The sequence below is a fragment of the Paenibacillus sp. GCM10028914 genome (assembly GCF_042666275.1).
Lineage (GTDB): Bacteria > Bacillota > Bacilli > Paenibacillales > Paenibacillaceae > Paenibacillus_AQ.
Genome location: NZ_JBHTFO010000018.1, coordinates 390,478 through 412,614, shown reverse-complemented (window position 1 = coordinate 412,614; position 22,137 = coordinate 390,478). Strand labels below are relative to the sequence as shown.

Here is a 22,137-nt window from a genome sequence, read left to right as displayed (position 1 = left end):
GCTTCGAAAGTGTACATTTCTTATGAATATCATCAATTGTAATCAGCCCTTCTTAAATTCATTCCTCTTAGACTAACCGCCTCCATGCCATTTATGCAGAAAAAACCCAACGGCACGACAAGCCGCTGGGTTTTCTTTATTCAGAAACTTCTGTTTTCTCAATCACAATTCGATTTCTCCCGCCGTTCTTGGCATCATACAAAGCCATATCCGCCCGGTAAAACAGAGATTCGACACTAATTCTGTCATGCTCCCAGCTCCATTCCGAGATCCCGCAGGATACGGTAACCCTTGGGTCTGTCTCTTCTGAAACTCTTAAGCGTATTCGCTCGGCCACCTGAAAAGCCTGTTCGATACCAAGACCAGGTAAATATACCGCAAGCTCTTCTCCACCCCATCTGGCTGCAATATCACTATGCCGAATAGAAGTTTTCACGATGTTACTGACTTGTTTTAATATTTTGTCGCCTCGCTGGTGTCCAAATGTATCATTAACTTGCTTAAACTCATCGATATCCACCACAATCAGCGAACCACAAAAATCTCGGTTTTGGCACTCATGAATTGCCTCATCTAGATAATGACGTGCATACAGTTCGGTCAACATGTCCCGGTTCGCCATCCACCGTACTTCCGCATGTAACGAGGCGTTTCCAACGGCAAGTCCAATATGACTTGTTAACGCCTGTAAAAGCCGGTAATTATCATAGGAAAAATAATGTCTTTTTCGATGAGTTAATAATATAACACCCCTTACTTCTCCATTTACCATGAGAGGGGTAGCCATCATTGAATTAGAGCCTGTCGACTCCATCAATTTTGATTCCATCGGATGCTCCTCCAAATAATCTGCCAAAAACATAGACTCTTTGGAATGATACACAAGCCCGCCAAGACCGTAATTCTTCTCGAATATTTCCCCAACTAGCGCAGGAACATTGCAAGATACGACTTCAAGTCCGCCAAAATCCTCATTATAACTTAAAATACAGCAGTACTCTGCCGATAATATCTTTAACAGTTCATCACTAGCGAATTGATAGATGTCTGTAAGCTGTAAACTTTTGCTCAACTGCTGGGTTAAGTCATTGATCATTCTAAGCTCATATATCATCAGATTGGACTGCTCGTACAATTTAGCATTTTCAAAAGCAGTTCCTGCGGCATCCGCCATCATTCCGAGCAGTTCAAGATCTATCTCCCATACTTGATCTTGCTTAACTTGAAGATGGAGAACACCATATACCCCTTGCTTTCCCCCCACTGGAACACCAATTTCGGCCTTCTCTCTCTCTGTATCTTCGCAAACAGTGAGAGCACCTTCCATAAAGGTGCGTACATACACTTCCTCTTGCCAATGGTGAAGCAAAAGCGGATGTACCAAGGGATGGCTGCTCTGATGGTCCTGTGACATAAACAAATGCACATTGACGTAAGGATAGAAAACAAGGATGCTATCCAACAATTCCGTAAATACTCCGTCCACGTCAATTTGGGTATGCATCCTTCTCACATACTGAAATAAATTGGAACGTCTACTGGCATCTCGCTCAGCTAGACGATGAAGCTTCGTCATATCTTTGATAAAAATATTTTCAAATCGTCGGTAGAAACAAACCTTCAGCGTAATGGCAGAAGATTCGGTCATAAACTGAATCTGCTCAGAATCTATGTATGCAGGTGAGACGCTAATCAATACAGCAAATAAGTCATGATGAATTCTTGAAAATATAGGCACGGCACAAATCGTTTTTCCACCAAGACGTTCTTCACTTGAACTAGTTAACGTTTTTTTAAATTCTAAAACGCATTTTAATGTGTCGTCGTCTCCGGCTAGGAAATAATCCTGTAATTCAAGAGAGCCAGCTACCCATTCCCCCTTCGGGCCAATAATCACCCAATCCGATTTGGAAACCATTTCGAGTCCGGAGCTTTCTCTCTTCCACTCTTCGAAACTCTCTTCCATTAACCGTTGAAGATAAGGAAAATCCGAAGGTGTTATGTCTAATGATTGATGCCATGTATCAGATTCAGTTTCAGGAATTCGTCTCTTATCTAACGCCATGGCCGTAGAACCGGAAGAGCCTTCAAAAACTTTCCTTTGTTCTTCTGACATAAAGGGCGCTCCTTTGCATCATTATAAAGTTCCGTTATAGCCCCAAACCTTCCAGATATTACATAATCATCCATATTGTCTATGATATCTAAAATAGTAAGGCTGTCTTGAGAGTATTTCACTTTAAACAGTTACCACGATACTTTAAACAGTTACCACGATATTTATGTACTTGGACTAATCAAATAATTACTATAAAATATATTTTACTCTTTTCTACCCACTTTTGCATTAAAAAATCGTCTTTTTGTTCATATTTTTTAGGTCCATAGTCCTATCGACAAATTTAGACAATCTTAGTCGTTATCTTCAACTTGACTTTATATCAGCTTTTCATATAATATTTATTGTTGATGAGAATGCAATGCATTCATTTGAATTTGGGCGGAATCGTTGTGTCACCCTCACGTTATTTGTTGCTGACAGGACAGCGGCTGAACTTTCCCGTCAGATCTGCCGGATACCGGACAGAATAAACAAATACGGCGCAAATAGAGCCCTAATTGAAACTTAATTACAAAGGAGTCTATATTACATGGCACGTTACACCGGTCCTAAATTTAAATTAAGCCGCCGTTTGGGCATCTCCCTTAGCGGAACTGGTAAAGAATTGAAACGCCCATTCCCTCCAGGCCAACACGGTCCTAACCAACGGAGAAAAATGAGCAACTACGGTTTGCAACTTCAAGAAAAGCAAAAGCTTCGTCATATGTATGGCTTGGGTGAGAAACAATTCCGCACCCTGTTTGATAAAGCACAACACATGAAGGGTATTGCCGGTGAGAACTTTATGTTCTTGCTTGAAAGCCGTCTGGACAACCTCGTTTACCGTCTTGGCTTCAGCAACTCCCGCGCAGGTGCTCGTCAATTGGTTGCACATGGTCACGTAACTGTTAATGGCAAAAAAGTCGACATCGCTTCTTATGCTGTAAGCATTGGCGATGTAATCGGTCTTCGTGAAAGAAGCCGTGGCCTTTCTGCAATTAAAGATGCTTTGGCTAATCGTGTTCACCTTCCTGCTTACCTTGAGTTCGATGAAACTGCAATGGAAGGTAAGTACATCCGTCTTCCAGAGCGTTCCGAGTTGTCTCAAGATATCGACGAGAAGCAAATCGTCGAATTCTACAACCGTTAAGATCGACTTTCCCACAAACCGGAGGCTATCGCCTTCGGTTTGTTCTATATTTCTATATAATGACGAGTTCACTGCTTACTTTTTCTCTAATCATGAGATTAATCTGCAGTTAACTCGTCATTTTCTATGCTCAAACTATGTAACATTCCATTCTTCCGTTAAAATGATGTTCCCCTCTCTCCTGCACATCCCTCGTTGAATGAAACATTAAAACCATCTTTTATTTTCCAAGGATAAAAATACGCTCTTCCGTAATAACCTAACTACAAACAGTCAGAAATAGAATATGCTTATATTCTTACCGCAAAAAGCCATTATTGGTCCTTCAAAACGAAAATTCGGCATCAATTTTTACCATTTATTTTCGCCTTTCATAAAACTCCATAAAATGGGAACGACAGGATGCGATATGATGATTCAAATGCGTCGATTTATGCTATAATAGGTGCGTTAAAAGGAGGAGTAACATTCATGGTTGAGGAGAAAAAAAAGGAGCCAGAAAAACAACGCCCTCCTAAGAGATCCATTGGACGCAAAATAGGATCGGTACTGGGCTGGCTTTTTGTAATTGGTTTAATGGGAGCGTTGTTCGCTGGTGGAGCCGTCTTAGGTTATGTAACCTCTATCGTTAAAGATGAACCTGTAAGATCGAGAGCTCTCATTGAACAGAAGATGAATGATAACGCAATTACTGGCTTCGCCTATTTTGGCGATGGTTCCCCTATTGGGCAGCTTAGGACAGAAGAAGATCGACGACCAGTGAGTTATGATGACATTCCGCAAATCGTCATTGATGCAATCGTATCCATAGAAGATAACCGTTTTTTCACACATAATGGCATCGACTACATGGGAACTGCCCGCGCTGTGAAACAGCGTCTCCTAAACGAGCCAGTTCAGACAGGCGGCAGTACGCTTACGCAACAGCTTGCGCGTCAAGCATTCTTGAACAGAGACAAGACAAGCGACCGTAAAGTAAAAGAAATACTGTTATCGCTACGTCTAGAACGCTTTTTATCTAAGGAACAGATCATTACAGCCTACCTGAATAAGGTGCCGTTTGGTAACGGTTCAAATGGCTATAATGTGTTTGGTATCAAAGCAGCAGCTAAAGGTATCTTTAACATCAGTGATCTGAACAAACTGAATATTGCTCAGGCTGCTTATCTTGCTGGTCTTCCACAGCTCCCGTCCGCATACTCTGCTTTTAATGGTATCGGGGAGTTTGATGAAAAGTCATTCAACCGTGCTATGAAACGGCAAAGACTGGTGCTTGACCGTATGCTGGAAGAAGGTAAAATCACGGCGGAAGAGCATAAAACGGCTATAGCTTTTGATATCAAGAAATCACTTGCTCCACGCACTGAGAAAGCCTATGTTACTTATCCATATCTAATGATGGAAGTTGAGCGTCAAGCTTCCAAAATATTAATGGAGCTTAACAATCCAAATGTTGATGGCGAAAAAACAAAAGAGAATGGCGATCTAATGGAAGAAGCGCGTGTTCAACTGAGCACGGGCGGATATCGTATTTACACAACCATTGACCGTACCATCTATGGAGCAATGCGGAAAATTGCAGAGGATGACAGCAATTTCTTCCCTGATGATGAAGTTAAAGGGAAAGAACAAACCGCTGCTATGATGATCGACAACAAAACCGGTGCCATCTTAGGTATGATTGAAGGCCGGGATTTCAAAACAGAAGAAATGAACTACGCTACCCAGATGGTGCGGCAACCAGGGTCAGCTATGAAACCAATTGCAGCTTACTTACCTGCCCTTGAAGAAGGCAAGGTTCAACCAGGCAGCATTGTGGATGACTCTCCTGTTATTTTGAAGGACGGGTCCAAAGGATACCACATCCCTAAAAACGTTGATTGGCGTTATAAAGGACTTATGACCGCACGTGAAGCACTAAATAATTCAATCAATACCGTTGCTCTAGATCTGTTTAACAATGCTATCGGAATCGAGAAAGCCTTGGATTTCTCTAAAAAGCTGGGTATAACCACCCTTGTGGACAGAGACTATAGCGCAAAAACTGGTGTAATAGGTGGGCTTACTTACGGTCTCTCTGTCGAAGAGTTGACCAATGCTTACAGTGCTATCGGTAACCAAGGAAAATTTGCAGACGCTTATATGATTGATAAAATCGTAGATGCTAATGGTAAGATTATTTATAAACACGAGGTTGAACCTGTTCAGGTATTTTCTAGTCAAACTGCATACCTGATGACTGATATGCTGCGTACCGTTATTACAAATGGTTCGGGAAGTACTGTTCGTAGTAACTATAAACACTTTGATTCAGTACCGGTTGTTGGTAAGACCGGTTCGAGCCAAGACTACGGGGATAGTTGGTTTTTGGGCTACTCTCCAGATATCACCTTGGGTGTATGGGTAGGTTATAAGTACTCTGAGAATACACTTGCTAAACCTCAAAGAACCCATGCTCAAAACATCTGGTCCAAGGTCATGAATGAGGCTATTAGTCTAAAGCCTGACTTGTTCCAGACCAAAGAGTTTAAAAAACCAGATGGTATCGTATCTAAAACAGTATCAGCATACAGCGGAAAACTCCCAACAGAACTGACTGACAAATTTGTAACAGATTTGTTTAATGAAAAGTTTGTTCCTACGGAAAGAGACGACAGTTTGGCTAAAGCTAAATACATTACGTACAAAGGTGCTAATTATATTCCTAGAGATGGGACACCTTCAGATTTCCTTAAAGAACAGATCGTCATTAAACGTGCAAAACCAATTGATGAATTGATCAAGGAACTTGAAGCGGCATTCGCTGTTATGCGCGGAAACCATGAATCATTAGAATTCTACATTCCAGAGGATGCTAACAAAGGTATGCCAACGAAGGTTGACCCAAGAGTCGACGATGGAAGGGCTCCAACCCCTCCGAAAAACCTCAGTTACTCCAATGGTGTCATCACCTTCTCGCCTAGCGGATCACCTGATGTAGTGGGCTATAGACTCTACCGTTCGGTGAACGGCAGTCCTTATATGCATCAAGGACAAATTGTCGCGGCAGACGATACAAAGCAATTTACAGTAAGCGGAAACGCTAGCTATTATATTGTTGCAGTAGACGTAGCAGGCAAAGCATCTGAGCCAAGCGCTATCGTTGGTTACAATCCTGTTGTTGATTCAACACCTGACGAGAGTGATGAGCCTGACGATATAACACCAGAGGATGGAACACAAGAGACTCCTGACACCAATTCTCAGGGCCCTACAACGGTTCCTCAACAACCTGGACAACTAAGTATCCAAGCTACTCCTGAAGGATTTAGAGCGACTTGGAGCAGTAATCCAGCTGAGGACCACGTTAGTTTGTATTCCATTCAATACAGTCCTAACAATGACGGAATTTATCAACAGCTCGGAACAAGCTCAACGAATGAGTTTAACTACCAGAGCAGTGATCCGATCAGTGGAACATTTCGGGTTACGGCTGTGAATAATCTAGGGGAATCTTCACCATCGTCAACTGTCTTTTTTGAGAAACAATAAATTAGTGTACCCATCAAGGTGTCTCCAAAGGTCTAGTGACCTATTGGAGACACCCTTTTTTTCTATCCTGAACTCTTCGTAAAAGAATTCGTCCTCAAACTGTTTTGTCCACTTAGAAAATAAAAAGAACAGCCTCAGAGTCCAATGACTCAAGGGCTGTTCTCTTTATAACGAACTATAATTAATCCTCAATAGTCGATAGATCGCCTGTAGGCAGATCCAACTCCCACGCCTTCAGAACACGACGCATGATCTTACCAGAACGCGTCTTTGGCAGTTTGTCTTTAAATTCGATTTCACGCGGAGCTGCATGCGCTGACAGCCCTTCTTTTACAAAGCGATAAATATCGTCTTTAAGCTCTTGTGAAGGCTCATAGCCTCCATTTAAGGAGATAAACGCTTTAATGATTTCTCCCCTCGTTGCATCCGGCTTCCCAATAACACCAGCTTCAGCAACCGCAGGGTGCTCTAGCAACTTGCTCTCTACTTCAAAAGGACCGATCCGCTCACCGGAAGAATTGATAACATCATCAATTCGACCTTGGAACCAGAAGTACCCTTCTTCATCCATATAAGCAGAATCACCGGATACGTACCATCCCGGAATCCGGAAGTATTCCTCATACTTCGCTGGATTCTTCCAAATCTGTCTCATCATCGCAGGCCATGTTGTTTTAATAGCGAGGTTCCCCATGGAGTATGGCGGAAGCTCACGCCCCTGATCATCAAGGATGGCTGCCTTTATACCCGGAATTGGTTTCCCCATAGATCCAGGCTTGATCGCCATGCTTGGATAGTTACAAATCAACTGTCCTCCGGTCTCCGTCATCCACCATGTATCATGGATGCGATGCTTGTATGCTTTATACCCCCAACGTATCACTTCAGGGTTAAGAGGCTCTCCTACAGACATCACATGTCGCAAATTGCTCAGATCGTATTGGGAGATTAAATCGGAGCCTGCGCCCATCAACATACGAAAAGCGGTTGGAGCACTGTACCAGATCGATATTTTATATTTCTCAAGCGTTCCATACCAATCCTGTGGACTGAAACGACCGCCTCGAATTACGTTTGTCACTCCGTGAAGCCATGGAGCAAAAATTCCATAGGCTGTTCCGGTAACCCAACCTGGGTCTGCCGTACACCAGTAAACATCATCTTCACGCAGATCCAGAACAACCTTACCAGTGTAATAATGTTGAACCATTGCATTCTGCACATGATATACACCTTTAGGCTTGCCTGTTGAACCGGAGGTATAATGGATGATCATACCGTCTTCGCGATCTAACCATTCAATCTCCAACTCACTGGATGCGCCTTCCATTTCACTAAAAAAGTCAATGAGTCCTTCGTCTTCTTGCGTATTCTCTCCAACAAGAAAAATATGTTTGAGTTCAGGAAGCTCATCACGTTTAACACGTGGTAGCAATGCAGGTGTTGTAACCAAGGCTACTGCCCCACTATCCTCCAACCGATCTTTTACTGCTGTTTCCATAAAGGCTTCAAACAAAGGTCCTACCACCGCACCAACCTTTATAGTCCCTAGCAAACTTACATAAAGCTCAGGAGAACGTGGCATAAAAATGAAGACTCTATCTCCTTTTCCTACACCATATTTACGAAGCAGATTTCCGAACTTATCGGACTGTTCTTTCAACTGACCAAAGGTGATAGCTTCATCACGGGAAGCGTCACTATACAGCAATGCCGTCTTCTCTCCCCGTCCTTCTGCTACATGGCGGTCGATTGCTTCATAAGCCATATTGACTTTACCTGTCTCATACCATGTGAAGTGACGTTCAATCTCATCCCAAGAAAAATGAGCAGCTGTTTGCTCGTAATTGTTCATATTGGAAACAGAAACTTCACTAGGCAGTACCTCGGTATGCGTTTGATTCATAATTGGATCCTCCTCATACTTAAACTAATCTCCTAATCTTGCATGCGCTTACAATTGATATGAATGAAACCTTAGAATTCACTAACATCAGGTCAGCTGCGAGACTAAAATCATTGGGTACTTGACCTAAAAAAAATTGAGAGAGAGCATGAAAGTCAATAATATAATTGTGAAGGTTTTATGTCGAAAAGATTATATCATAGGATATGATTTCCTGTCATTGCTTTTCATTTTTTTATTTTTTTGCTATAAGTAGGGTATGTACTTGAAAGGAGCGTACCGGATGGAACACTGCAAGCTGTACAAGTCTCACCTCTTGTTTCCTGAAGACCGCCGCCTAATCATTGAAGGCCCCGTATCGCCCCAGCGGCTTTCTGCGCTGAATATGCACCCTGATCTCAATGCATTTCGACGTCCTGCGGAACAGCATGAAGCGCTGGTAGAAATTGCGGGCCTGCCGGAGGGAAGGATCATCCTTACCCGGGACGAGGAGACTATCGTTGGATATGTAACCTTTCATTACCCTGATGAGCAAGAACGATGGTCACAAGGAAAAATGGAAGATTTGATCGAACTTGGAGCCATCGAAGTAGCACAGGATTACCGTTCTTTGGGACTCGGACAAAAAATGATTCAAACCGCTTTTGAAGATGGACAAATGGAGCAATATATCGTTTTTACGACAGAATATTATTGGCACTGGGATCTTAAGGGAAGTGGATTAAGCGTGTGGGATTACCGTAAAATGATGGAGCGGTTAATGAAAGTCGTAGAAATGGAATGGTACGCAACCGATGATCCAGAAATTTGTTCCCACCCAGCTAACTGTCTAATGGTTAAGATCGGAAAGCAGGTACCTTTATCTTCCCAAGAACAGTTCGACCGCATAAGATTCCAACAGCGATTTATGTATTAATAGACTAAATAGCAGAAAAGGCGTTGCCTTCCAGAAATGGAGAGCAGCGCCTTTCGCTTAATATTGAATAACAATTTATGATCACAAATGATTAAGTATATGGGTGACAATTGAATGAGACTGCTGGGAAGCCTTTACTGTAAACTCAGGGAAATTTACGTGCGCGGATCCATCAGCTTTATCGGACATAGAACGAATCACAACATACGGAACATTATTCATGTAGCAGACTTGAGCTACCGCAGCACCTTCCATCTCCGCACAAGCACCGTTCATCTGCTCATACAGCGTCTGTACAGTGTCTCTGCTTGCGATAAATTGATCTCCCGATAATACTTTCCCTACAAGGTATCCATCAGCCGACAGCTCTTTACAAGCCTCTTCCGCAAGACTTATCAGATGTTCATCCGCAGGAAAGTCAGATATGCTCTGATACGGTATAATACCTCGCTCATAACCCAGGGGAGTTACATCCATATCGTGCTGCATACACGACGAGGAGATTACGATGTCTCCAATATTCAGCCGAGGATCCAGCGCACCTGCCACACCTGTAAACAGGACCTGTGAAACACCAAAATGATCGATCAGTATTTGAGTCGTTACTGCTGCATTAACCTTGCCTACACCAGACTTACAGACTACAATTTCTCTACCATGAAGTGTACCTTTTACATAGTTCACTCCAGCTTTCGAGACTTTCTCCCCACTCTCCATCTGAGTCAAAAGAAGTTCAATCTCTTCATCCATCGCACCAATTAATCCAACTACGGAAGTTCCCATGATTCTTTGTGCCCTCCATTCTTTCGTATACCAGAACAAACTTCTTCCTAAAGAACGAAGATTATGTTCTATAAACTCGAACGCATTAGAAAGAAGCTCCTTAAAGGAGCTTCTTTTTTTGTGTCTATAAATGTGCAGCTAACAAAACCTACTCATTTACATGACTAACAGAAAGCCGGAGAATGGTCTCATGTGGCAAAATGACACGAGAATTCTCTACATTCTCTTTCTTCATCAACTTCGTAAGTAGACGCATCGCAACTGCACCGAGGTCATACATCGGTTGAGCAACTGTTGTAAGTTGTGGACGCACCATAGACGCCATCCGGATATTGTCGACACTAATAATTGAGAAATCATCTGGAACTTTATAGCCTTCATCCTGAATGCTATGAATGGCGCCAATCGCCATTTCATCAGTTGCCGAAAAAATAGCTGTCGGTTTCTTCTTCAAGCCTAAGAAGTATTTCATCGCTTCTACGCCAGATTCATATCGATAGTTACCAATGCGCACCAGATCTTCTTGGTACTCAATACCAGCCGCCTCAAGCGCCTTCTTATAACCTTGAAAACGTGCATAGCCGTTTGCAGGATCTTGCAACGTCCCACTGATCATCGCGATTTCGCGATGTCCATGGCGAATCAAGGTATTAACTGCATCAAATGCAGCTTGTTCATGATCGATATCGACCGAAGGGTATGAACCCTTCTCATCACGGGTTGCACACAGAACAATCGGCACTGCAGAAGTCTGGAATGCCTGAATATGCTCGTCCGTCACCGTTCCACCCATGAACAATAGCCCGTCCACCTGCTTCTCAAGCAAAGTGTTAATAACACGAATCTCTTTTTCCTTCCGCTTATCAGCATTACATAGAATAATATTATAGTGGTACATGTTGGCGATATCTTCGATACCTCGGGCAATTTCAGCGAAAATAGAGTTAGAGATATCTGGGATTACAACGCCTACGGTTGTTGTCTTCTTACTTGCCAAACCTCTAGCAACTGCATTCGGACGATATCCCAATCGCTCAATCGCTTCATATACTTTCTTCCGGGTCTGAGGCTTAACGTTGGGGTTGTTATTGACTACCCTCGATACCGTCGCCATCGAAACGCCTGCTTCACGCGCCACATCGTAAATGGTTACCGTCAAATTCCTTCTCTCCATTGCCAATAAATTTTCAATCAATCTTTCATACGTACGACAGCCAATTAAATTTATGATACGACAAATTACTGCATTGTGCAACGATACAGCCTTATAGGCTATCCAATTTGCCTCTCAGCGCTTCAGTCGTAATATGAGAATGGGATATATGCCAGACTGGCGCACCTTGTATAACAAGAATAACTTGCGGCGATTCATGCTTAATGTTCAAAGACTCGGCAGCCTCATTCGAAACTGGACGATCAGCTATCACATCAATCATAGCGTAATCCAATTGTTCGTTTGGTTGATTCTGTAAATACGCAGACACTTCCTCATAAGCTCTGGCACTGATGGGACAACGTGTGCTGTGCTTAAAAAGAAGTACTGCTCTCTGATTGGATGAATCCAGAGCATTAAGCAATTGTTCGTTTGTAGTCATTTTCGTCATAGTCGCCATAGGATATACATTCCCTTCATTATATTGAAGTTCCTAATGTATATCCTAACAAAATGTTCGTGAAAAATCCAACAAACTCGACAAAATTCATCGATTAACTCGCGCAAAAATCCAAATACTCTTTTTGTAACTTCGCGAAGGCAGTCATCTTCTCCAAACGGGTAGTAATCTCCGCCATCCAGATAGAATCGGTCTCTAACTTCGCAACTTGGTAAAGATCCAATAACATATTAATCCGATCATCAAATGCAGTTTTACAGCGCAGCTGAAACTCTAGTGGTGAATCACTGGAAGATGACAAAGCGTCTCGTAGTACAGAGGCAGGTTCATAAATATCAGCGAATGAAACTTTCAGCTGGCTCTTCACATCACCAAGTGAGCTTAAATAGCAAATTATATCCTGCTTAAGTATAGGTATGAGTTCATAGGTTGAGCAATCTTGACAAGCATAAACGGGGACGTGATAGATAAATACTCTTCGTGAAAATATCAATCTTCTAAGTTCCATTCTCATAACCCGTCCGCATTTGCAATTCTTAAACAATTGGGCCACCTCAAATCCTATCACATGATGTCAATCAAGGAGCTATTTTGACTAATAAAATACTTCTCTTTGATATGAATAGTACTATTCGACTATCAATTCGAAAACCCTTCAAATTTTAACTATCCATTGTTTTCCTATTGTGTGATCTTATGTTCTGTGGTAAAAGAATGAAACCTATCAAAGTTTTTGTTACAATAATTTCATTCGGTAGCAATTGTCTTTACAGACTGTTGCTATAGCAAAACCGAAATTGGTTAAAGAAAGGAGCTTTTAACTTATGAGACTTACAGGTAAAAAAGTAATAGCTCTAGTTGACGAAGAATTTGAAGATTTAGAATTATGGTACCCTGTCTACCGAGTTCGGGAGGAAGGGGCCGAAGTTCACTTGGCCGGACATGAAAAGGGTAAAACCTATATCGGCAAGTATGGCGTTCCAGCTACAGCCGAGTATTCATTTGAGGAACTGAGTAGCCAAGATTACGACGGTATCCTTGTACCAGGGGGATGGGCTCCTGATAAGCTTCGACGTTATAACAAAGTTCTTCAGCTAGTCCGTGAAATGCATGAAGATAAAAAACCGATCGGACAAATTTGCCATGCTGGTTGGGTACTCATATCAGCCAAGATTTTAAATGGGGTTACTGTTACTTCAACACCAGGAATCCGTGATGATATGGAAAATGGCGGTGCTATCTGGATCGACGAAGCCGTGGTTACCGATGGTCATATTATTTCTGCTAGACGCCCACCTGATCTTCCACCTTACGGTAAAGCTTTTTGTGATGCGCTTGCTAGGCAATAAATCACATTAAAGTTTTATTGTGGTATAAATTCAACCCATAAAAAAGCCGTCTCGGTATGAGTAAGTCACTCATTCGAAACGGCTTTTTTGATTTCCGCAATTTGATGGATGCCACCTATTTCACATTCAAAAGAAAGGCTTGTCCTATCAAAAAAAGATATTACAGCTTAACAAAGTTCGGGCTGTTAACAATCTAAGAAGCAGGAGTGCTCCTATTCGTATTACCAGTCATAAAACTATCCTGTTCTGAAAAACGGGTAAGACGATCTTCTACCTCGCTACTCGTACGGAGTTTAAAGCAAGCAGTCGCTTCCTTTTTCGCAGCCACAGCATCCGTATTCAGAATACGATGCTTTACTTTAAGCAGAGATAAGGGAGACATGCTCAGGTTTTGGACACCAAGCTCTAGCCAGAGCGGAATAGCGCGTTCATCACCAGCAAGCTCACCACAAACACTAACAGGAATTCCAGCTTGCTTAGCTGCTTCGACTGTCGTCCGCAGCATACGCAGCACGGCAGGATGAAATGGATAATACATATGAGCAATTTGCTCATTCATACGATCCACCGCAAGTACATACTGCACCAGGTCGTTTGTTCCGATACTAAAGAAGTCGCTCTCCTCAGCTAAGAGATCAGCAATCATTACTGCAGCAGGTATTTCAATCATAACCCCCACCTGAATTTGAGAGTTATAAGGGATACCGCGACGATCAAGATCTTCCATGGAACGTTTAAGTATTTCGTTAGCCTGACGAACCTCATCAACGGATGAAATCATTGGATACATCACCTTAACATTCCCATAGTTACTCGCTCTTAAAATAGCAGTTAACTGCGTTTGGAACAATTCAGTCCGGTCTAAACTAATCCGTATAGCACGGTATCCCAGAACAGGATTCTCTTCTTCAGGTAATGAGAAATAATCCAGCTGTTTATCCCCGCCAATATCCAGCGTACGGATAACAACAGATGAATTTTTCGCCTTTTCGGCTACTTGACGGTAGACCTCAAACTGTTCATCTTCCGTAGGAAATGTCGTACGATCCATATACAGGAACTCTGTTCGGAATAAACCAACGCCTTCTGCTCCATTTTTCAAAGCCATATCCAGTTCCTTCAAGGAATTCATGTTAGCCGAGAGATGAAAATAAGAGCCGTCCTTCGTAACAGCTTCCACAGACGAGAGTAACTGAAGTTGTTCTTTTCTCTTCCGCTGCTCATCGCGAATACCTTTATAGCGCTCTACAACGTTCTGATTCGGATTAATGTACAAATGCCCCTCATCCCCATCTACCACGAGGAATTCTCCAGTCTGAATAGGCTTCTCTAGGCGATGCTCGATACCTGACACAAGTGGAATTCCGATCGCTCTAGCCATGATAGCCGAGTGCGAAGTCTTACCTCCAGACATCGTCACAATGCCCAAGACGTGAGAAGGATTGAGATGCGCAAGCTGTGACGGAGATAATTCCTTAGCCACCAAAATATATGGCTGTGTATCCGACGGCAGCGTTACTTCGGGTGCACCAAGCAGATGCTTGAGTAGCCGGTTTCCGACATCTTTAATGTCAAGCGCTCGCTCCTTCATATATTCATCATCCAGCAAATCAAACATCGATACAAAATGGTCAATCGCTTCCTTAACAGCAACTTCGGCCGCTTTGTATTGACGTTCAATAAGGCCTTGAATTTCATTCATGAACACCGGATCCTCCAAAATAGCGAGGTGCGCATCAAAAATGTGGGATTCTTCATCCCCCACCATTTCTTTAAATTCATTTTTTATATATTCTATTTCATCTTTGGAGGTCCGTATGCCTTCATAAAGGCGCTCGAACTCTTTGGCTAAATCGACGGCATCGATTTCGGAATCCGGCAGATCAAGCTCCCAATGTGGAAGCACAAATGCCTTACCAAGTGCAACGCCAGCTGCTGCGCCAATGCCTTTTATCATGATTCTCTACCCCCAGCATTACTTTCGTTTAATACAACTGACATAACCGAAGACTGTCCCTTTTTAACCGATTTGAACGGTGCAAAATTCCAGGACCTCACTTTATCCGGGTTCGTGATGACCATCGGTGTCGCCAGTGATGCTGCATGTGTCTTCAAATAAGCTAGATCAAATTTCACCAGCAGTTGACCCGGTTCCACAGTGTCTCCCTCGCTGACAACAGCCGTAAATGGACCCTTAAGCTGTGATGTATCAATCCCAATGTGGATGAGAACCTCCAAGCCTTCCAGCGTAGAGATACCAATCGCATGCATCGTAGGATATATGTGCATGACGGTCCCGTAAACAGGTGATACCAGCTCACCCTTTTCAGGGATGAACGCCACACCGCTTCCCACCAGCTTAGCTGCAAAAATATCATCTGGAACTTCCTCGATTGGCAGCATTCGCCCTTGAACGGGAGCGCTGAATAATACCCTCGGCAGATCACGCTGCATCAGTTTATGAATCTCTTCACGGATGAGCTCGGAATAAGTTCCGAATACCACTTGTACATTCCCCCCGCCCAGCTTAATAATTCCTGCTGAGCCGAGTAGCTTAAGCGCGTTGGTGTCAATTTGACGATCGTTATAAACAGTCAATCTGAGTCTTGTCATACAAGATTCAACCTGTACGATATTGTCCTTTCCTCCCAGAGCGTCCAGAATCAATGGAGCCTGATATGGAATATTGCCAGCCCAATCTTCAAGCGCAGAGCCTTCTTCGCGTCCTGGTGTTGGAATGCCAAACCTTCGGATTGCCCACCGGAACAGGAAATAATAAATCAAACCGTAAGCGATCCCGATCGGAATCAATATCCACGCATTTTGAGATAGATGATAATTGATTACGTAATCGATAAACCCAGCAGAGTATGAAAAACCGTGATGAATATTGAATGAATAGGTTAAAACCATAGCAAAACCAGCCATTAAAGCATGTAGAACATACAAGTATGGTGAAGCAAACAAAAAGGCAAACTCTATTTGCTCGGATACTCCGGTCAAAAAACATACGAGAGCCGAACGCATAAAAGTCTTTTTCACTTTAGGTTTCAGATCTTCCCGTGCTTCCTGAATAATAGCAAATGCAATAGCAGGCAGTGCAAACATCATAATCGGAAACAAACCAGCCATAAAGTCACCGGCCGTTGGGTCTCCTGCGAAGAAGCGCGGTAAATCCCCTTGAACCAATACGCCATCTTCAGTCTCATACGTCCCTAATTGAAACCAATAGACATTGTTTAGAATATGGTGTAGACCAAAAGCCGTTAAAACACGATATAAAATACCGTACAAAAATAGACCAAATCCACCCATATGAACGGTTAACGAAAAAAAAGCTTCGAATCCTTTCTGTATAAAAGGAGCGATAAAGATCATTCCCCATGCAAATACTGCTGAGAACAATCCCATAATCAGCAACACAAAACGAGAGCCTCCGAAAAACTGTATCGCCTCCGGAAGCTTTATATGTTTAAACCGATTATAAACGATACTCGAGATCACTCCGAATATGATACCAATCAAGGTAGACGGCTGCACACTACCGTCACCGGCTACTGAGGTGACCTGATCGTAGATGAACATACCGGCAAGCGCTGCTAGCCCGGCAGGACCACCCTGGTTAGACATCCCCCAGGCTACCCCGATCGCGAATAAATAGGGCATATAATAGAAAACACCGTGGCCTGCAGCAGAAGCTACTTCTCCTACGGACTCTATTCCCCATGAAGCCCATGGCAAACTCCCGACACTTAGCAGGAGAGCTGCCGCAGGAAGAGCCATCGTAGGGAGCATGACTGCTCTGCCCAATTGCTGCAAAGATCCCAACCAATTCAAGGAGAGCCCTCCTTTCTATTTTAGATGGTAAGCGCTGCGCAGGATTTTGTCAAAAGAAAAGGTCTCACATGAAACGGCTTCATTGATCTTCATAAAAAAACAAACCCTCTAAGTGAGGGTTTGCCTGATATCGTTACTTATTAGATGTTTATTTGCCACCCAATGCGATGGAATCCTCTACCTTAATGCAGCGATCCATTATCGCTATCATACCGTGTTCCTCAGCAATTGCTGCAGACTCTTCACTGATTATACCTTGCTGCAGCCAAAGCACTTTAGCACCGATCTCAGCTGCTTCCTTAGCTACCTCAGGACAATATTCACTTCGTCTGAACACATTTACAATTCCAACAGGTTCAGGAATATCTTTGAGTGATGGGTAACACTTCTCTCCCAAAATCTCGGTAGCTTTCGGATTGACCGGAATAATCCGGTATCCACGATTCTGCATCGCCTGCGCAACCATATACGATGTACGATCCGTACGATCCGACAAACCGACGACAGCTATATTCCCTGCATGTCGTAGGATATCAGCAATCTGTTCGCGTGAAGGATTCTCAAATGCCATCTAGAAGACCACCTTTCCAGAATTCATCGTTACAAGTTTTAATCACCAATCTACTCTATTGTACCCATTCTACATTGACACCAAGCGCCTTTAAATGATCAAAATACTGAGGATATGACTTAGCAACATGATGGGCATCTTTAATGAGCAGTGGTTTCTCAGAACGTAAACCAACGACGGTCAGCGCCATAATAACCCGGTGATCGTAGTGCGCATTAATCTCTACGCCACCTTCCACACCTTCTGGGCGCCCATGGACGATAATTTCAGCCTGTTTTTCTTCAACATTTGCTCCAGCTTTTCGAAGCTCATTCAGATAATCGGTAATCCGATCGCATTCTTTATAGCGAAGATTCTCTACGTTGTAAAAACGGGAGGTTCCTGTGGCGAACACAGCTGCAGCAACCATCGCCAAAACAGCATCTGTCGCTGTATCTCCGTCAAACTCCAATGCCTGCAATTTCCCGTTGCCCTGTACATGAACGTCACCGTTCTCATGCGTAAGAGGCACCTTCATCATTTTTAGGACATCGATAATCGCCCGTTCTCCTTGCTTGCTATCTTCAGACAGATTACGTATGGTCACGTCTGATTGTGTAACAGCAGCTGCAGCAAGTACCGCTGCCGAACCCGGATAATCGCCCTGCACGGTATACGTCTTCGCTTGATAAGCCTGTCTTCCTGGCACACGGAAGTGCATATAATCATCTGAAGCATGAATAACGATCCCTGCCTGTTCAAGCACTTCAAGTGTTTGTCCGATAACCACCTTCGATTTCAGGTCTCCGGTCACCGTAATTTCACTATCTTCTGATAAGAGTGGTGTTACGAAGAGTAGAGCGCTTAAGTATTGTGAGCTAACCTCCCCAGATACGGAAATCTTCCCACCTTTTGGCTGACCTCCCCGGATCGTAATCGGAAGCCGGCCATTATTATGCTCCACTTGTACACCAAGTTGACCGAGTGCATCGATCAGATCATCATGTGGACGCTTCCCTAATGAATCTGGATATGTATTAACGAATGTTACTTCCTTGGACAACGATGTGATACCCATTAAAAACCTTAACACGGCTCCCGCGTTTCCAACATTAAGTTCCTTCACATCTTTCGGAGAACGACCAAAACCCGTAATAACCGCCTTCTCTTCATCTTCATAAAGCGTAGCTCCCAGATCCTGAATACAACGTCTCATTGCATCACTGTCTTCACTGTGGGCCGGATAATAAATGGTGCTCTCCCCTTCCGCAAGAGCTGCAACGAGCAAATAGCGGGTGGTGTAATTTTTGGAGGATAGCGCTCCAATCTCTCCTTTTAATTCTGGGGTTGGTCTAACGATAACGTCCATGTATGTATACTCTCCTTAAATTATTATTTATCTCTTACATGCCCAGCATCATAGATAAATTGACAGATAATTCTCCCCTTCGGTATCATGGAAAACAAAGACAAAGCCATAATAACTTCAGAAAAGAGGAACTTTCAATGAAATCAATCCCTCAAATTGAGCCTTCAGAGCTAAAACGCCGGCTTCAAAATGGAGAAGATATCTATATGATTGATGTACGAGAAGATGATGAAGTCGCACAAGGCATGGTTGCCGGTGCCAAACATATTCCGATGGGTGACATCCCCAGCAGGTTAGATGAAATCCCACGAGACACTGAGGTTATCTTTATCTGCCGCAGCGGAGGACGCAGTCAACATGTGTGTGAATTTTTGAGCCATCAAGGTATCCACAACATTGTCAACATGAATGGCGGCATGCTTCAGTGGAATAGCGAAGAATAGTTCCTATAGGAACACATTCTTCATTGCCATGTGGGGCGGGATGAATTTCCCGCCCTAATTGAGACTTCTAACACAGCAAATGAAGCTTAGCCGCGGTAATGCGCTAAAATATTTAATGCTACTTCATGGGCGGAGCAACCAGTTGTATCCACCGTAACATCTGCAAATTGATAACAATCTTTCCGCTCTTCCATAATCTTACGTACTCTTTCCTCCACATTACCCACCAAGAGTGGACGATGTTCATCACCACGAACACGCTCAACGATTGTGGATTCATCAGCCGTCAGTGCGGCAACCCAGCCTTTCCTGCTCATCAGTTCACAGTTTTCTTTACGGAGAACGGCCCCACCACCAGTAGCAATGACTAGCCTCTGTCTTTCGAGAATTCTCTCGAGAACTGCAGCTTCCGCGTTACGAAAAAAAGGCTCTCCTTCCGATTCAAACATGGCCGGTATCGACTTACCTACCGCTTTCTCAATTTCGTTATCTAGATCAACGAGCGAATAATTTAATTGCTGTGCAATAATACTTCCAGCTGTACTCTTACCCGTGCCCATCATACCGATCAGAATGATATTGCGGTCTGTTTGATTCATTTCCTCACCCCATTTGCGCATTCATCCTATTAAACTTTTTCATATCATACCACAGGCCGAAAAGATTGGACAATCCAGTAAGTTAGCCTAATCCTTGCCTAGTCCGTGCCAAAGAGGATTTTATATTTATATTCTACAAGTCTATCTTTTCATATTTTGTCATATAAATAGTAATAACCGTTTGCAAGATTATGATAATCAGGAGTGATAGAAGACGATGTCTTACGACCAATTCACGAGGCCAGAACTACCTAAAAGGCTCAGTCTGATCCTAGATCCTTCACACCCTTTATGTCGTGAGGATATTGTCTGGGTTCTACATTATGTACAAAAAAAAGTGGCTTCGAAAGACCCAGCACTGCTGGACCTCTCAAAGCCACGTCTACTGCAAAGCTTTAACAGTTACTGCGAAGTAGCTATGCTACTACTCAGCAGTAAAGCGCATTTTCATGCTGACAACGATGATATACGCGCTTGTTTACGCGACATCGTTCATGGATTAACGGATACTACTCCATCCAGTTAAAGTGGAACACGCCTTCTTTGTCCACACGTTTAAACGTGTGAGCTCCGAAATAGTCACGTTGTGCTTGCAGCAGGTTCGCCGGAAGGTTCGCCGTACGGTAACTGTCGTAGTATGCCAGAGCGCTTGCGAATCCTGGTACCGGAATACCGATTGTTACTGCAGAAGCAACGACTTTACGCCATGCATCTTGGTAATTCTCGATAATATCTTTAAAGAACGGATCAAGAAGCAGGTTTTTCAGTTCAGGATTGTTATTGTATGCATCGGTGATGTTTTGAAGGAAACGGGAGCGAATGATGCAGCCTCCGCGCCAGATTTTTGCAAGCTCACCATACTGGAGATCCCAGTTGTATTCATCAGATGCTACACGAAGCTGAGCGAAACCTTGTGCGTAGGACACAATTTTGCTCGCGAACAGCGCTTTGCGAACATTTTCGATAAATTCAGCTTTGTCGCCAGTGAAGCTTTCGGTTTTTGGACCGTTCAGGATCGTGCTTGCTTTCACACGCTCTTCTTTCATTGCAGAAAGGAAACGTGAGAATACGGATTCAGTAATCATGGACAATGGCACACCAAGATCCAGAGAGCTTTGGCTTGTCCATTTACCAGTACCTTTTTGACCCGCTGTATCTAAAATAACATCAACCATCGGCTTACCAGTCTCTTCATCATATTTCGAGAAGATATCGGCAGTGATTTCGATCAGGTAGCTGTCCAGCTCGCCTTTATTCCATTCGGAGAAAATAGCATGCAACTCTTTAGCATCAAGTCCCAGTACATCTTTCATGAGATGATAAGCCTCACAAATCAGCTGCATATCCCCATACTCGATGCCGTTGTGAACCATCTTCACATAGTGGCCAGCACCATCTGGGCCAATGTATGTACAGCAAGGCTCTTCGTTAATATGTGCAGAGATAGCTGTCAGAATCGGTTGAACCAACTCATAAGCACTCTTCTGTCCACCAGGCATAATGGAAGGTCCTTTAAGCGCTCCTTCTTCCCCACCGGATACACCAGCACCGATGAAACGGAAGCCTTTAGCTTCAAGCTCTTTACTGCGGCGAACCGTATCAGGGAAATAAGCATTTCCTCCATCAATGATAATATCGCCTTGATCCAAATGTGGAAGAAGCTGTTCAATTGTAGCATCAGTAGCTTGTCCAGCTTGAACCATGATTAGAATCTTACGAGGAGTTTCAAGGGACTCCACGAATTCCTCGATGGAGAATGTTCCTTTGAGGTTTTTTCCTTCTGCTTCCTTCAACAGATCCTCCGTTTTTTGCGGAGAGCGGTTATATACGGAAACGGTGAAGCCTTTGCTCTCGATGTTAAGAGCCAAATTTTTACCCATTACAGCAAGGCCAATCACACCAATTTGTTGTTTTTCCATCTGGTTCTCCATCCTTTTCTCCATTATATTTGTACGTAATTCATCCCTAGCATCAAAACCTCGGATGACTC

Annotated in this window: 18 protein-coding genes; 6 read left to right on the top strand and 12 right to left on the bottom strand. The window is 43.3% G+C overall.

What is annotated here, in order from left to right:
• Positions 1 to 136: 136 nt before the first annotated feature.
• Positions 137 to 2,116, bottom strand: coding sequence for a sensor domain-containing diguanylate cyclase (locus tag ACFQV5_RS22345; protein ID WP_379250142.1), 1,980 nt, complete (start codon positions 2,114 to 2,116; stop codon positions 137 to 139).
• 535 nt (positions 2,117 to 2,651) lie between these two features.
• Between ACFQV5_RS22345 and rpsD the strand changes: the two genes are divergently transcribed.
• Positions 2,652 to 3,251, top strand: coding sequence for a 30S ribosomal protein S4 (rpsD, locus tag ACFQV5_RS22340; protein ID WP_379250140.1), 600 nt, complete (start codon positions 2,652 to 2,654; stop codon positions 3,249 to 3,251).
• Between the two features lie 471 nt (positions 3,252 to 3,722).
• Positions 3,723 to 6,782 (top strand): transglycosylase domain-containing protein, encoded by a 3,060-nt coding sequence (locus ACFQV5_RS22335; RefSeq protein ID WP_379250138.1) that lies wholly within the window; start codon positions 3,723 to 3,725, stop codon positions 6,780 to 6,782.
• Positions 6,783 to 6,963: 181 nt separating this feature from the next.
• Here the strand turns inward: ACFQV5_RS22335 and acsA are convergent, their stop codons facing one another.
• Complete coding sequence (acsA, locus tag ACFQV5_RS22330; protein WP_379250136.1) at positions 6,964 to 8,688, bottom strand: acetate--CoA ligase; 1,725 nt, start codon at positions 8,686 to 8,688, stop codon at positions 6,964 to 6,966.
• A gap of 283 nt (positions 8,689 to 8,971) precedes the next feature.
• Between acsA and ACFQV5_RS22325 the strand changes: the two genes are divergently transcribed.
• The gene (locus tag ACFQV5_RS22325; protein WP_379250134.1) at positions 8,972 to 9,604 is read left to right on the top strand and encodes a GNAT family N-acetyltransferase; all 633 of its coding nucleotides are present in this window, start codon (positions 8,972 to 8,974) and stop codon (positions 9,602 to 9,604) included.
• An 81-nt stretch (positions 9,605 to 9,685) separates the two neighbouring features.
• Here the strand turns inward: ACFQV5_RS22325 and ACFQV5_RS22320 are convergent, their stop codons facing one another.
• From ACFQV5_RS22320 to ACFQV5_RS22305, 4 genes are all read right to left on the bottom strand, one after another.
• Positions 9,686 to 10,387, bottom strand: a complete 702-nt coding sequence (locus tag ACFQV5_RS22320) for a 5'-methylthioadenosine/adenosylhomocysteine nucleosidase (RefSeq protein WP_379250132.1) — start codon at positions 10,385 to 10,387, stop codon at positions 9,686 to 9,688.
• Positions 10,388 to 10,535: 148 nt separating this feature from the next.
• Entirely contained in the window at positions 10,536 to 11,546 is a 1,011-nt protein-coding gene (gene ccpA, locus ACFQV5_RS22315) for a catabolite control protein A (protein ID WP_379250130.1), read from the bottom strand.
• Positions 11,547 to 11,652: 106 nt separating this feature from the next.
• On the bottom strand, positions 11,653 to 12,000 hold the full coding sequence (gene ytxJ / locus ACFQV5_RS22310; protein WP_379250128.1) for a bacillithiol system redox-active protein YtxJ: 348 nt from the start codon (positions 11,998 to 12,000) through the stop codon (positions 11,653 to 11,655).
• Between the two features lie 94 nt (positions 12,001 to 12,094).
• Entirely contained in the window at positions 12,095 to 12,367 is a 273-nt protein-coding gene (locus ACFQV5_RS22305) for a hypothetical protein (protein WP_379250126.1), read from the bottom strand.
• A gap of 457 nt (positions 12,368 to 12,824) precedes the next feature.
• Between ACFQV5_RS22305 and ACFQV5_RS22300 the strand changes: the two genes are divergently transcribed.
• Positions 12,825 to 13,349, top strand: coding sequence for a type 1 glutamine amidotransferase domain-containing protein (locus ACFQV5_RS22300; protein WP_379250124.1), 525 nt, complete (start codon positions 12,825 to 12,827; stop codon positions 13,347 to 13,349).
• Positions 13,350 to 13,542: 193 nt separating this feature from the next.
• On the opposite strand, the gene ptsP is transcribed toward ACFQV5_RS22300, so the two are convergent.
• The 4 genes from ptsP to aroA all read right to left on the bottom strand — a co-directional run bounded on the left by ptsP (position 13,543) and on the right by aroA (position 19,105).
• Positions 13,543 to 15,306 (bottom strand): phosphoenolpyruvate--protein phosphotransferase, encoded by a 1,764-nt coding sequence (gene ptsP / locus ACFQV5_RS22295; RefSeq protein ID WP_379250122.1) that lies wholly within the window; start codon positions 15,304 to 15,306, stop codon positions 13,543 to 13,545.
• A complete protein-coding gene (locus tag ACFQV5_RS22290) occupies positions 15,303 to 17,186 on the bottom strand; it encodes a glucose PTS transporter subunit IIA (RefSeq protein ID WP_379250120.1) in 1,884 nt (627 codons plus the stop codon). Before ACFQV5_RS22290 ends, ptsP begins: the two co-directional genes overlap by 4 nt.
• 148 nt (positions 17,187 to 17,334) lie before the next feature.
• A complete protein-coding gene (locus ACFQV5_RS22285; RefSeq protein WP_379250118.1) occupies positions 17,335 to 17,757 on the bottom strand; it encodes a CoA-binding protein in 423 nt (140 codons plus the stop codon).
• 55 nt (positions 17,758 to 17,812) lie between these two features.
• Positions 17,813 to 19,105: a 3-phosphoshikimate 1-carboxyvinyltransferase gene (gene aroA, locus ACFQV5_RS22280; protein ID WP_379250116.1), complete on the bottom strand. Its 1,293-nt coding sequence runs from the start codon at positions 19,103 to 19,105 to the stop codon at positions 17,813 to 17,815.
• A gap of 137 nt (positions 19,106 to 19,242) precedes the next feature.
• Between aroA and ACFQV5_RS22275 the strand changes: the two genes are divergently transcribed.
• The gene (locus tag ACFQV5_RS22275; protein WP_379250114.1) at positions 19,243 to 19,548 is read left to right on the top strand and encodes a rhodanese-like domain-containing protein; all 306 of its coding nucleotides are present in this window, start codon (positions 19,243 to 19,245) and stop codon (positions 19,546 to 19,548) included.
• Between the two features lie 86 nt (positions 19,549 to 19,634).
• On the opposite strand, the gene ACFQV5_RS22270 is transcribed toward ACFQV5_RS22275, so the two are convergent.
• Entirely contained in the window at positions 19,635 to 20,147 is a 513-nt protein-coding gene (locus tag ACFQV5_RS22270; RefSeq protein WP_379250112.1) for a shikimate kinase, read from the bottom strand.
• Positions 20,148 to 20,364: 217 nt separating this feature from the next.
• Here ACFQV5_RS22270 and ACFQV5_RS22265 point away from each other — a divergent pair, with 217 nt between their 5' ends.
• Positions 20,365 to 20,673, top strand: a complete 309-nt coding sequence (locus ACFQV5_RS22265) for a hypothetical protein (RefSeq protein ID WP_379250111.1) — start codon at positions 20,365 to 20,367, stop codon at positions 20,671 to 20,673.
• Here ACFQV5_RS22265 and gndA read toward each other — a convergent pair.
• Positions 20,657 to 22,066, bottom strand: a complete 1,410-nt coding sequence (gene gndA / locus ACFQV5_RS22260) for an NADP-dependent phosphogluconate dehydrogenase (protein ID WP_379250109.1) — start codon at positions 22,064 to 22,066, stop codon at positions 20,657 to 20,659. The genes ACFQV5_RS22265 and gndA overlap by 17 nt on opposite strands.
• Between the last annotated feature and the right edge of the window lie 71 nt (positions 22,067 to 22,137).

What these genes read in the sequence shown, in the direction of transcription:
- ACFQV5_RS22320 (WP_379250132.1), bottom strand. Translation starts at nt 10,387, where the DNA reads ATGGGAACTTCCGTAGTTGGATTAATTGGTGCGATGGATGAAGAGATT.
- ACFQV5_RS22345 (WP_379250142.1), bottom strand. Translation starts at nt 2,116, where the DNA reads ATGTCAGAAGAACAAAGGAAAGTTTTTGAAGGCTCTTCCGGTTCTACG.
- aroA (WP_379250116.1), bottom strand. Translation starts at nt 19,105, where the DNA reads ATGGACGTTATCGTTAGACCAACCCCAGAATTAAAAGGAGAGATTGGA.
- ACFQV5_RS22275 (WP_379250114.1), top strand. Translation starts at nt 19,243, where the DNA reads ATGAAATCAATCCCTCAAATTGAGCCTTCAGAGCTAAAACGCCGGCTT.
- rpsD (WP_379250140.1), top strand. Translation starts at nt 2,652, where the DNA reads ATGGCACGTTACACCGGTCCTAAATTTAAATTAAGCCGCCGTTTGGGC.
- ACFQV5_RS22300 (WP_379250124.1), top strand. Translation starts at nt 12,825, where the DNA reads ATGAGACTTACAGGTAAAAAAGTAATAGCTCTAGTTGACGAAGAATTT.
- ACFQV5_RS22270 (WP_379250112.1), bottom strand. Translation starts at nt 20,147, where the DNA reads ATGAATCAAACAGACCGCAATATCATTCTGATCGGTATGATGGGCACG.
- ACFQV5_RS22335 (WP_379250138.1), top strand. Translation starts at nt 3,723, where the DNA reads ATGGTTGAGGAGAAAAAAAAGGAGCCAGAAAAACAACGCCCTCCTAAG.
- ACFQV5_RS22325 (WP_379250134.1), top strand. Translation starts at nt 8,972, where the DNA reads ATGGAACACTGCAAGCTGTACAAGTCTCACCTCTTGTTTCCTGAAGAC.
- acsA (WP_379250136.1), bottom strand. Translation starts at nt 8,688, where the DNA reads ATGAATCAAACGCATACCGAGGTACTGCCTAGTGAAGTTTCTGTTTCC.
- ytxJ (WP_379250128.1), bottom strand. Translation starts at nt 12,000, where the DNA reads ATGGCGACTATGACGAAAATGACTACAAACGAACAATTGCTTAATGCT.
- ptsP (WP_379250122.1), bottom strand. Translation starts at nt 15,306, where the DNA reads ATGATAAAAGGCATTGGCGCAGCAGCTGGCGTTGCACTTGGTAAGGCA.
- ACFQV5_RS22285 (WP_379250118.1), bottom strand. Translation starts at nt 17,757, where the DNA reads ATGGCATTTGAGAATCCTTCACGCGAACAGATTGCTGATATCCTACGA.
- ACFQV5_RS22265 (WP_379250111.1), top strand. Translation starts at nt 20,365, where the DNA reads ATGTCTTACGACCAATTCACGAGGCCAGAACTACCTAAAAGGCTCAGT.
- gndA (WP_379250109.1), bottom strand. Translation starts at nt 22,066, where the DNA reads ATGGAAAAACAACAAATTGGTGTGATTGGCCTTGCTGTAATGGGTAAA.